Genomic DNA, 11,037 nt, shown 5'->3' with positions numbered 1-11,037 from the left:
TTTTTCTATTACCTTTGGCAGCCCGCTCCCCTGCGGCTCAACCCCATACGGATGAACCCGGATTATATTTCACTGCATAACAAGCAGTTCAAGCCTTATTTATCGGCTGCCCATCTTGCAACCGCTATTGAAGAGCTAGCCACCCGGCTCAACCAAGACTACACGGCCAAAACCCCCTTGTTTGTGGCCGTGCTCAATGGCTCATTTATGTTCGCGGCCGACTTGTTGAAAGCGCTACACATTCCTTGCGAAATTTCCTTTATTCGGGTGACTTCCTATCAAGGCACTAGCAGCACCGGTAAGGTGCAGGAAGTCCTGGGCCTAACCGAAGAAATAAAGGACCGTCACGTCGTCATCCTCGAAGACATTGTCGATACGGGGCATACCATGCGGATGCTGCTCGACACAATGAGAGCGAAGCAGCCTGCTTCACTCGAAGTAGCTAGTTTATTTATAAAGCCCGAATGCTTGCAATACGAGTTGCCTATTCGCTATGTAGGGCTTAGCATTCCCAATGACTTTATTGTTGGCTATGGTCTCGACTTTGACGGTTTAGGGCGCAATTACCCCGACGTATATAAAGCCGTATAGCGGAAGAGCTAAACACAGTAGCTAAAATTCGCTGACAAGCATATAGGCTTTGGCTTTACTTGCTTATCTTTCTCAACCCCATCTAATTTTTTCCTGTAAAAACCCACACGCTATGCTAAATATCGTGCTTTTCGGCCCGCCCGGCGCTGGCAAAGGAACGCAAAGCCAGAAGCTAATTGCCCGCTACAATCTAGTGCATCTTTCAACGGGTGATTTACTCCGCTCTCAAATTGCACAAGGCACTGAGCTAGGTCTGCGGGCCAAAAAGCTAATGGATGAAGGCTTGCTTGTGCCTGATGAGGTGGTGATTGGCATGATTGAAAGCCAGCTTGCTAGCAACACCAAGGCTGCTGGTTTTATCTTTGATGGGTTCCCCCGTACCGTTCCGCAGGCAGAAAGTCTTGATGCTCTCATGCAACGCTACGACACGGGTGTATCCTGCATGATTGCTTTAGAAGTAGCCGAAGAAGAGTTGGTAACCCGCCTGCTGGAACGCGGCAAAACCAGCAACCGAATCGACGACCAAGACGAAGCTAAAATTCGTAAGCGGGTGACCGTGTATAACACGGAAACCGCTCAGGTAGCCGGCTTCTACGCAGCTCAACAAAAATTCCATGCCTTAAATGGTATTGGAGCCATTGAGGACATCTTCCACCAGATCTGCACTATCATCGATCAGCACCAAGCTGCTACTACCGAAGACACTCGGCAGGCTACCGATGAAGTAAAAGCGTAACTTTGTGGCTGCGCCGCTTCAGGCGTCAACCCTATTCGTCTCTCATCCTGAGTACAGCGAAGGTTCTTTTTGTTGTCTGAAAGCAGCTTCCTTTGATGGAAGCATACTTTGCGGGCAATGAGAGACTTTACTGTACTCAGGATGAACGTTTTTTAAGCAGTCATTAAATAGTGAACGAATAGGCAACTACTCGTTTCAGGTCATCTGCTCAATGAGTGTCAAACAACGAGCAGCTGAAAACTAGTGACCAACACCCAAATAAAGGCATGGCTTCCAACAACTTCATAGATTACGTTAAAATCAATTGCCGCTCTGGTAAGGGCGGAGCAGGGTCGCACCATTTTTTTCGGGCCAAAGGGCTGCCCAATGGCGGTCCTGATGGGGGCGATGGTGGACGGGGTGGTCATATCATCTTAGAGGGGAACTCGCAACTCTGGACCTTGCTGCATTTGCAATATCAAAAGCACCTGATTGCGAAACCTGGCGAAAATGGGGGCGAAAACCTGCGCACTGGTGCTCAAGGTGACGACATTGTCATTCAAGTGCCGCTCGGTACTATCGCCCGCGACGCCGAAACGGGCGAGAAAAAGCTAGAAATTACGGAGCACGGCCAGCGGCTCATTCTTACTCCTGGCGGCCGCGGTGGTCTCGGCAACGATCATTTCAAATCTGCTACCAACCAAGCCCCAACCTACGCGCAGCCTGGTGAGGAAGGCATTGATGAGTGGGTGATTCTGGAATTGAAGCTGCTGGCAGATGTAGGTTTAGTGGGTTTCCCTAACGCTGGTAAAAGCACGTTGCTCTCCGTTGTATCCGCTGCCAAGCCCAAGATTGCTGATTACGCCTTCACTACCCTAACCCCAAACCTAGGCGTGGTAGCGTACCGCGACTACAAATCCTTTGTGATGGCTGACATTCCCGGCATTATAGAGGGAGCAGCGGAAGGCAAAGGATTAGGTACCCGTTTTCTGCGTCATATCGAACGTAACTCTATTTTGCTCTTTATGATAGCCTGCGACAGTCCAGATATTGTAGCCGAGTACGAGGTACTGCTCAGTGAATTAGAACAATTTAATCCGGAGCTACTTGAAAAAAATAGGCTTTTAGCCATTACCAAGGCCGATATGCTGGATGAAGAGCTAGAAGTAGAGATGCGCAAAACATTACCTCTTGATCTGCCTACTATTTTCATATCTAGTCTAACCAACAAAAATATCTCGCAGCTCAAAGATTTGATTTGGCAAGCACTTCAGTCATAATAAGACCGCAACGTAACATACGTTGTGGTTCTGGCATTTTGGCTTTGAAATTAGGACTCTACTAGGCTTATAAACTTGTCCTCTAAATCAAAATTTAGAGGACAAGGTTTACAAATACTTAAGCCGAAGTAGTAGATATTTCACTTCTGCTTATAGGCATCAGCGAAGGTAGTACTCATAAACAGTTAGTTGCATACAGGAACAAAGGCATCTGTATGCAACTAACTGTTTGATAATTAGCTGGCAATCGATTCGGCGTTTGCTATAGTGTTAGCAGTATTTGCATAACTGAAGTGAGCAGCCTGCTCAGCACGGAGCTGGTCTATCAGGCGGCCTTCGGGCAGAATTACGTCATCATACGTTAATACTCGGTCACGCTCGATATCGTGGCGCAAAATACATCCTTCGGCTACGCCGATAGGAAGTAAGTTTTCTTCGCGCGTCACATCGGCGTTTTCAGCTAATCCATAAGTATGGTAGTGCCCGATGCCATCGAGTTGTTGACCAGCTTTAAGCGGAATCTTAGCTGCTGTAACAACCTCTACGCGCATAGGACCGGCTGGTGCCAGAGCAGCGTCCTGAAATAGGACAGCACGAGCAACTGAGGTTGGCGTTTCGAAATGACAGAGGTGATACGGAGTATAGAAGCAGTAGAGCGGACCAGGCCCTAGTTTGTAGAGCTTGAGATAGTGCTGCTGTACTGGGTCATTAATGGTTCCTAATACAAATACACCGGGTCCGGGATCGGCACCCACTACATAGTCAACAATACCGGGGCCACCATTGAGCAGTAGCTCGTGAGGATACCATTCCGCTGCTTTTGCAATGGGGGTGCCAGGATCAACGGTAGGGCCTAACATGCCACGGCGGGCGACGCGCATATCAAGGGCATTGGCAATAACAGCCTGCTCAAAACTGATTTTGCTACCGTCAGCAAAGCTGGTGACCATACTCGGATTTTGACCCCACTGCCGGGCAAAGCCTTCCTGAGTGGTCGGGTTCCGATAAGGATCGTGTAGACCTTTGATATTACCGCACAATACAGGCGTTACCCCAATGCCTTTTACAAAGCGTGCTAGATTGAGGGTCACGCCAGGCTGATCACCGTCGGAAACTGTGTATATCACGCCAGCGCGGTCGGCGTATACTTTCAGAATGGCGCCTACTGTACCATCTAGTTCGGCATTGAGTAAGATGATGTGCTTGCCATGCTTGATGGCCTCCATTACTACATGGGCCCCGTGCTCTACGGCACCAGTCACTTCGATAATGGCGTCAATGCCTGCAGCACGGCTGAGTAGCAAGGCATCATCTGTAATAGCGGGCTGGCGCAGCTGTATACAGGCTTCCAACTGCGCTACAGTGCCTACCTCACGAATGTTAGTTACACCGGAGTCGGTATACGCCTGCCGAGCTTTATCTATAGTGCGATTAGCAATGGCTACTAGTTCCATGCCCGGCACGTAGCAGCAAATTTGGCGCGCTACGCCTTGGGCCATAAAGCCAGCGCCTATCATGGCCACTCGAATTGGGTTTCCGGCTTTCTGCCGTTGTTCTAGGGCTTTATCAACGAGTATCATAAAACAAGTAAAGGAGATGCAAAAAGGTACTTGATAAGTAGCTGTGTGGTTCAGCTTGGATATGGCATAGACGCAATGTATTGCATCTTGGCGTGGGACGAGCTAGAGATAATGCAGCGTAGAGCGCAATATATTCCGTCTCTACATGCTTATTCCTAAGTGGCTTACAGCAAACGTAAATAGTCTTGACAAAGTAGCATTGCTACGCTGCAGCGTAGCAATGCTACTTTGATAATTTAGTGCCAATAGTTCACTAATCTACAGCGGCTACTTGCCGTGGGGTGAATACATAATCAGGGTGGTTGCGGTCTTTGTCTGAAATTAGGACTGGTTCGATTGGCCATTGGATACCAATGGTTGGGTCGTTCCAACGCAAGCCACGCTCAGCTCCGGGAGCATATTTAGCTGACACCTGATAAGTAACATCGGAATTGTCGGCTAGGGTGATAAAGCCGTGAGCAAAACGGCCTGGTACAAATAGCATGCGGAATGAGTCAGCAGTAAGTTCTACGCCAATCCACTCGCCATAAGTTGGTGACTCTTCACGTAAGTCTACAATTACATCGTAAATGGCTCCGCGAGTGCAGCGCACCAGTTTGCTTTCTTCATGCGGTGGTAATTGGTAATGCATGCCGCGTAGGGTGCCACGAAGCGGGTTTGACGAAACGTTGGCTTGAAGCGGAGGCATATGGATGCCATGCGCGGCAAATTCGTCCTCGCACCAAGAACGAGCGAAAAAACCACGATCATCTGTCCGGCGCTCGACATCAATGATGAAAGCACCAGCTAATTTAGTTGGGGTAAATAGCATGTTGAATAAGACTTGAAGGAAAAATAAGGTAGAGCAAGCTGTCTACACAGCAGCCGGATGCAGTGCAGCCTGCGCTGGCACAGCTAATATCTGTGCTGGCTGAGTCCATGTGAGGGCATCCGTTAGCTGTCCTGTTTCTTGCAGGCGGCTAATAACGCGCAAACGCATCAGTTCCGAAGAGCGAAAGTCAGCATCCTTAAAATTGATGCTAAGTAAGCCATCACGGAGTTCATCCAGCGTATCGGCTAGGGTACGAACAGGCTGGTGATCTGGCGCTAAGCGCCGAAACAAGCTGAAGTCAACTCGGTAAGAGCGCTTATCAGGTGGAGCAGCCGCATTCAGGGTCACCTTGGTACCGGGAATAGTTTCGGCAACTGCCTCAGCTAGTTCACGCACTTGGTAGTTCCATACGTCGGCTCCTACGTTGATGGCTAAGAATGCGCCCCCTATAGTCGTTGGGCGCTTCAGAGCCCACTCAATAGCCCGAGCCATATCCTGCACGTGAATAAGAGGACGCCATGGTGAACCATCACTCAAAATAGAGATGGTGCCGGCGGATACTGCTCCGGCTACAAAATCATTGACTACAAGATCAAGGCGCAGTCGGTCGCTCCAGCCACAAGCTGTAGCGAAGCGTAGGCAGGTAACGCAGAACGTCTCGTCGGCCAAGGGTTGCAAGTCTTGCTCGCTCATTACTTTGGAGCGGGCGTAGGCCGTAAGCGGATTCAAAGTTGAATCCTCTGTTTTTGCTCCTTCGCCTCCCGCACCATAGATGCTGCACGAGCTAGCGAATATAAACGAACGTACTCCAGCGGCCTTAGCGCGCTGCGCCAATCGAATACCAGCTGCATGGTTTACTTCTAGCGTTACGGCCTCGTACGTTTGCCCCATTGGGTCGTTGCTGATAGCCGACAGGTGCACAATAGCATCTACCCCTTGCAGCAAGGTATCAGGTAAATGACGTACGTCACCGAAAATTTGGCGGTCTAATCGGGTTTCTGGGAGGCGGCCTGCACCGGTGAGCGAATGCGCGAAATAACCCATATCATAGCCAATAAGCTCGGCTTGGGGAAATTCTTGCCGTAGACGCGCAACTACACCGGGCCCTACATAGCCCATGTTACCAGTAATAAGAATGCGATTCATTGAAGAGTAAGCTAAAAGCGAAATAGATGTTCTGCTAGTGTGGCAGCAGATAATTAGAAGAAAAAGGGCAGTAGGTTGCTATAACTAGTTAGTTACGAGAGTATTTGCGCTAGGTATCGAGACACTAGCCGACTGAGTTGCTGGAGCTAGCGGGGTACGTGCATCATTCCATACTTTCCAAGGAGCATTGCCAGCCAGCCATAGACCCTCTAGCATGTTCCGGTCGCGTAATGTGTCCATCGGCTGCCAGAAACCAGCATGGCGGAAGGCACTCAGACGGCCCTCTGCTGCTAGTTGTTCGAGAGGGCCTTTCTCCCACACTGTATCATCATCGTGAATATAATCTAAAACACTCGGCTCCAACACGAAGAAGCCCCCATTGATCCAAGGCGTTTCTCCGCCCATAGGCTTCTCGGTAAAGTCGTGAACTGAAGACGAGGAGTCACTTAAATTAAATACACCAAAGCGGCCTGGCTGGCGAACGGCCGTTAAAGTGGCCAGTGCGCCTTCTTCGTGGTGGTGTTTGATAGAAGCCGCGATATCAACGTCGCCTACACCGTCGCCATATGTGAGGCAAAACGTGCTGTCGCCGATGTACTCGCGCACCCGGCGCAGGCGGCCGCCAGTCATCGTTTCTTGGCCAGTATCCACTAATGTTACTGTCCAAGGCTCGGCGTGGGCTCGATGCACGTGCATTTCATTGCGGTCCATGCGAAACGTAACGTCAGCATTGTGCAAGAAATAGTCGGCGAAATACTGCTTTATAAGATGCCCTTTGAAGCCACAGCAAATCACGAAATCCGTAATACCATGGTGAGCATAAATTTTCATGATGTGCCACAAAATCGGTCGGCCGCCGATTTCCACCATGGGTTTGGGCCGTACGGCACTCTCTTCGCTGATTCGAGTGCCGTAGCCACCCGCTAAGATTACTGCTTTCATTATGTTGTAGTAAATAAGTTAAGTGTGGAGTGAGATGCGGAGCGTGTTAAGTAGGGTAAAATTTAGTAAAACTCTTAAGAAAGATAAAGGCCATTAACTCTTAGGGCGCTGAAAATTACCAAGATCTTATAAACTTTCAAACATTTTCCATCAGATTTTCTATAATTATTACTCCTATATTTATAACATCTAAGATATGTCTTATTTATGGTATTTACATATTAGTGTAGGTACAATAATGTTAGCGCTTTATAAGATTTCGACGTAGGTTCAAATTTGTTCTAGTCCAACTTGCCACTTTAAGCGCTAACAAGAGGACTAGCTATAAGGAGGGGGATGTATTTACGTGAAAGACTAGAAAGCTGATTTGATAGCATGAATTTGTTTGTGTCACAATGGCAGCAAGAACAGCTTTGGCAAACTCCTTGCCACCAACTTTCATTATCTGGTTTAAAACAAAGTGAAAAACCCATTCCGACGAATCTTTAATAAAATGGCTGACGATATCAACGTACCCCAGGACGACAATTTGGCGGAAGATCCAGAGCAAGTGACTGGCGAAATGACCAACAATGAAGCGTCCGTTTTGACGGAGGAGGAAGGTACTGCGAAAGCAGATGGAACCAAGCCTGATGCTGAGTTAACTGAACTTAAGGATAAGTACTTGCGTTTGGCAGCCGAGTTCGAAAACTACAAGCGTCGCACCACAAAAGAACGTGCCGACTTGTTTAAAACTGCCAATCAGGAATTGATGGTGGCTTTGCTGCCGGCTCTTGACGATTTCGACCGGGCCCGCAATTTTACTAAGGACACCGAAGACGCTACTGTTGTGCGTGATAGCATCGACATTATATATAATAAGCTCCAGAAAACCCTAAACCAGAAAGGACTTGCTCCTATGGAGGTAAAGGGTAGTGCGTTTGATCCAGATTTACATGAGGCCATCACGCAGATTCCGGCCCCGTCGGAGGAACTGAAAGGCAAAATCGTGGATGAGGTTGAACGTGGTTACTATTTAGGCGACAAAGTGATCCGCCACGCGAAAGTGGTATTGGGCCAGTAATTACCTGGTAATCGATATCGGGTGCTAGGTGGTACAAGAACGCAACCACTGCCTTAAGCAAGCATAGTACCTGGTATCCAATACCACTACCTACTACGAGACATGGCAACGAAGCGAGATTATTACGAGGTATTGGGCGTAGCTAAAAATGCTGCCGGGGATGAAATCAAGAAGGCTTACCGTAAAGTAGCCATCAAATATCACCCCGATAAAAATCCCGATGACCCGTCGGCGGAAGACAAGTTCAAGGAAGCTGCTGAAGCTTACGAGGTGCTGTCGGATCAGAATAAGCGTGCCCGTTACGACCAGTATGGTCATCAGGGCGTGGGCGGCAACGGCGGCGGCCCAAGCATGGAGGATATCTTCAGCCACTTCGGCGACATATTCGGTGGCGGTGGTCAGGGGGGCTTCGAGGGCTTCTTTGGCGGCGGTGGCCGTGGGCAGCAAGGACGCCGGGTGCGTAAAGGCTCGAACCTGCGTATCAAGCTGAAGCTAGATCTAGAAGAAGTAGCCAATGGCGTTGAGAAGAAGATCAAGGTGAAGCGCTACGTGGCGTGCACCACCTGCTCTGGTACTGGCGCCAAAAACGGCACCGACCTCAAAACTTGTGGCACGTGCCAGGGGCAGGGGCAGGTGAAGCGTGTAGTGAACACCATGCTCGGCCAAATGGTGAGTGCTTCTACTTGCCCTACTTGCGACGGTGAAGGCAAAGTAGTAACCAGCAAGTGCGACGTTTGCCAAGGAGAAGGTCGGCAATTGCACGAGGAGGTTATTCCGATCAACATTCCGGCCGGTGTTGCGGAAGGCATGCAGCTAAGCATGAACGGCAAAGGCAACTACCCCGAGCGGGGTGGCGTGCCCGGCGACTTGCTCATCCAAATTGAGGAAGAGCCGCACGAGCAACTCAAGCGCGACGGCAACAACATTATGTTCGAGCAGTATATCTCGTTTGTGGATGCCGCACTTGGTGCTAGCATTGAGGTGCCAACTATTGAAGGTAAGGTGAAAATCAAGGTAGACCCAGGCACGCAACCAGGCAAAATCCTGCGCCTGCGCGGCAAAGGCATTAAGGACCTCAACGGTTATGGCCGCGGTGACCAGTTGATTCACCTCAGCGTCTGGACGCCTAAGAATGTAACTGGCGAAGAGCGGGAATTGCTGGAGAAGCTACGCAACGCGCAGAACTTCACACCAAATCCTGGGAAAAATGACAAAGGCTTTTTCGAGAAAGTGAAGGAGTACTTCCAGTAGATAAAGAACCTGAATAGATTTCACTGATTGTAGAAAAGCCCGCTTGGCAATATGCCAAGCGGGCTTTTTTTATGCTGATTGTTAACTGCGAGACCCGGAATAATACGGGCTACTGCTTCACCACACGTTTCGCAATAGTGCCTTCAGTGGTGTGCAGGCGAATAGTGTAGACGCCCGCTGGTAAAGCGCCTAAATTCACTTCTTGCTTGATAGTGCCTTGCTGTGAGCGCAGTGCCATTGTGGTTACTACCTGACCAACCGTGTTCAGTACTTCGGCTTGCACAGTGCCGTGCTCACGCAAACCCGATACGGTGATAGTAGTTGAACTCAAAGTTGGGTTTGGAGCCAACGAAGCAGTTGCTTCCAATCCGGTGGCTTTGCGGTTGCTTAGCGTGAGGAAGTTGCCGTAGGTGTCAACCGAATAGTTTTCGTATCGATTCGTGGTAGTACTATAGTCTTGCTCTACGGCCCGCCGCACCTGATTGGTTGCAGTGTACGAGAACAGATAGCGGTAGCCGTACTCAGTCACCCAAGTATTAGTGACCCATTCTTCGTCTTGATATAAGGTTTCGTTGCCGAAGTTATCAAAGGTGTTGGTGCTGCGAAACGCATTGACCCAGGTATTAGGAGCAACAAGATCTTCCGCAATTAAAATGTAACTACCATTCGGTTGAAAAGTGAAAGTAGAACGCGAATCTTCTCCCCAAGTGCTGGTAGGCCTATTCCATTCCTGTTCTTCAAGGTAAGAGGGCTGCAACTTTGCCCAGTCGTACCAAGTGATATTGCGAATACGGTACTCATTTATATAAGCCCCATTTCTCCAAGCTTCATTTACAATATCAGTCCATTGGTTGCTGGCATTAACAGTAAAGGTTTGACGACCATCCTGCTCCCAAGTGTTGGAATCAACATTATAATTCTCATAAACCTGACTGATAAGTACACCAGCCGGATTGTAGGTAGTAGTAGTGCGGTACCCAGTATCTATCGTCCAGGCGTTGTTTTCCCACACCTGATAGTAATATAAGGTCTCATAACCTTGCGCGTCGTACGTAACCTGCTCGCGGTTGTCATTGACGTATGCTGTCCCGTTCCATTGCTGATAGACATGTTCAGTTACTTGGTTTTGCCCGTTGTAGCTAAGTATCTCTTTGTGCAGTGGTACGCTAGTGGCGGAGTCAGTTTCTATAATTTGAGTGGGATTTCCCTTCACATCATAGGTGTAGACACTGACTGTGCCGTTGTTCCAAGTGTTGGTTTGATCATCCCACCGGTGCCGCACATTACGGCCGGGCACAACTACTGTTGAATTAACGTTGCGAGCGGCATGGCCAGCATCGTGACTTGCTCGTTTGGAAGCAGAGTGGTGTTCGTGGCCAAATTGAAGCTTGGGTAGATGAGCAGGCCGCTGCCCTTGTGCAAAGGTGCTGATAGCCACCATCTGTAAAGTAGTGGTAAGTACAATGCGTAATAAGTGTTTCATATAAGTATGAGAAATGTTGAAGTTTAAAATTATAAATAAATAGTGGTAGAGATGCATGCAAAATATAGAATTCGAGTAGTATAAAACGCATAATGAATGCGGCTTGTACTAGCTTAAAGCTTGATGTTACTTGCTGAACGTAGCTTCATGATCTGAAGTAAGATTGTTTTGTAAG

Annotated in this window: 10 protein-coding genes; 5 read left to right on the top strand and 5 right to left on the bottom strand. The window is 48.8% G+C overall.

Annotated elements, in window-relative coordinates; translation table 11 throughout:
- Positions 1-51 precede the first annotated feature (51 nt).
- From hpt to obgE, 3 genes are all read left to right on the top strand, one after another.
- Positions 52-591, top strand: coding sequence for a hypoxanthine phosphoribosyltransferase (gene hpt, locus ACFE7X_RS18020; protein ID WP_375437079.1), 540 nt, complete (start codon positions 52-54; stop codon positions 589-591).
- A 112-nt stretch (positions 592-703) separates the two neighbouring features.
- On the top strand, positions 704-1,327 hold the full coding sequence (locus tag ACFE7X_RS18015) for an adenylate kinase (RefSeq protein WP_375437078.1): 624 nt from the start codon (positions 704-706) through the stop codon (positions 1,325-1,327).
- A 266-nt stretch (positions 1,328-1,593) separates the two neighbouring features.
- A complete protein-coding gene (obgE, locus tag ACFE7X_RS18010; protein ID WP_375437077.1) occupies positions 1,594-2,586 on the top strand; it encodes a GTPase ObgE in 993 nt (330 codons plus the stop codon).
- 236 nt (positions 2,587-2,822) lie between these two features.
- On the opposite strand, the gene ACFE7X_RS18005 is transcribed toward obgE, so the two are convergent.
- The 4 genes from ACFE7X_RS18005 to rfbF form a co-directional block, all read right to left on the bottom strand.
- Positions 2,823-4,166: an NAD(P)H-dependent oxidoreductase gene (locus ACFE7X_RS18005; protein WP_375437076.1), complete on the bottom strand. Its 1,344-nt coding sequence runs from the start codon at positions 4,164-4,166 to the stop codon at positions 2,823-2,825.
- Positions 4,167-4,419: 253 nt separating this feature from the next.
- The gene (gene rfbC, locus ACFE7X_RS18000) at positions 4,420-4,977 is read right to left on the bottom strand and encodes a dTDP-4-dehydrorhamnose 3,5-epimerase (RefSeq protein ID WP_375437075.1); all 558 of its coding nucleotides are present in this window, start codon (positions 4,975-4,977) and stop codon (positions 4,420-4,422) included.
- Between the two features lie 42 nt (positions 4,978-5,019).
- On the bottom strand, positions 5,020-6,123 hold the full coding sequence (locus ACFE7X_RS17995; protein WP_375437074.1) for an NAD-dependent epimerase/dehydratase family protein: 1,104 nt from the start codon (positions 6,121-6,123) through the stop codon (positions 5,020-5,022).
- Positions 6,124-6,207: 84 nt separating this feature from the next.
- Positions 6,208-7,065, bottom strand: coding sequence for a glucose-1-phosphate cytidylyltransferase (rfbF, locus tag ACFE7X_RS17990; protein ID WP_375437073.1), 858 nt, complete (start codon positions 7,063-7,065; stop codon positions 6,208-6,210).
- Positions 7,066-7,558: 493 nt separating this feature from the next.
- On the opposite strand from rfbF, the gene ACFE7X_RS17985 reads away from it, so the two are divergent.
- Positions 7,559-8,128 (top strand): nucleotide exchange factor GrpE, encoded by a 570-nt coding sequence (locus ACFE7X_RS17985; protein ID WP_375437072.1) that lies wholly within the window; start codon positions 7,559-7,561, stop codon positions 8,126-8,128.
- 102 nt (positions 8,129-8,230) lie between these two features.
- On the top strand, positions 8,231-9,379 hold the full coding sequence (gene dnaJ / locus ACFE7X_RS17980) for a molecular chaperone DnaJ (protein WP_375437071.1): 1,149 nt from the start codon (positions 8,231-8,233) through the stop codon (positions 9,377-9,379).
- 109 nt (positions 9,380-9,488) lie between these two features.
- Here the strand turns inward: dnaJ and ACFE7X_RS17975 are convergent, their stop codons facing one another.
- Positions 9,489-10,862 carry a T9SS type A sorting domain-containing protein gene (locus ACFE7X_RS17975; protein WP_375437070.1) on the bottom strand — a complete coding sequence of 458 codons (1,374 nt, stop codon included), beginning with the start codon at positions 10,860-10,862 and terminating at the stop codon, positions 9,489-9,491.
- Positions 10,863-11,037 lie beyond the last annotated feature (175 nt).

The sequence above is a fragment of the uncultured Hymenobacter sp. genome (assembly GCF_964242765.1).
In the GTDB taxonomy this organism is placed as follows: Bacteria; Bacteroidota; Bacteroidia; order Cytophagales; family Hymenobacteraceae; genus Hymenobacter.
Note: the sequence above shows the minus strand (reverse complement) of the source record. Positions and strands in the feature narration are given on the sequence as shown.

Excerpts from the sequence above, each read along its gene's own strand:
- hpt (WP_375437079.1), top strand. The coding sequence starts at position 52 with ATGAACCCGGATTATATTTCACTGCATAACAAGCAGTTCAAGCCTTAT.
- ACFE7X_RS18015 (WP_375437078.1), top strand. The coding sequence starts at position 704 with ATGCTAAATATCGTGCTTTTCGGCCCGCCCGGCGCTGGCAAAGGAACG.
- obgE (WP_375437077.1), top strand. The coding sequence starts at position 1,594 with ATGGCTTCCAACAACTTCATAGATTACGTTAAAATCAATTGCCGCTCT.
- ACFE7X_RS18005 (WP_375437076.1), bottom strand. The coding sequence starts at position 4,166 with ATGATACTCGTTGATAAAGCCCTAGAACAACGGCAGAAAGCCGGAAAC.
- rfbC (WP_375437075.1), bottom strand. The coding sequence starts at position 4,977 with ATGCTATTTACCCCAACTAAATTAGCTGGTGCTTTCATCATTGATGTC.
- ACFE7X_RS17995 (WP_375437074.1), bottom strand. The coding sequence starts at position 6,123 with ATGAATCGCATTCTTATTACTGGTAACATGGGCTATGTAGGGCCCGGT.
- rfbF (WP_375437073.1), bottom strand. The coding sequence starts at position 7,065 with ATGAAAGCAGTAATCTTAGCGGGTGGCTACGGCACTCGAATCAGCGAA.
- ACFE7X_RS17985 (WP_375437072.1), top strand. The coding sequence starts at position 7,559 with ATGGCTGACGATATCAACGTACCCCAGGACGACAATTTGGCGGAAGAT.
- dnaJ (WP_375437071.1), top strand. The coding sequence starts at position 8,231 with ATGGCAACGAAGCGAGATTATTACGAGGTATTGGGCGTAGCTAAAAAT.
- ACFE7X_RS17975 (WP_375437070.1), bottom strand. The coding sequence starts at position 10,862 with ATGAAACACTTATTACGCATTGTACTTACCACTACTTTACAGATGGTG.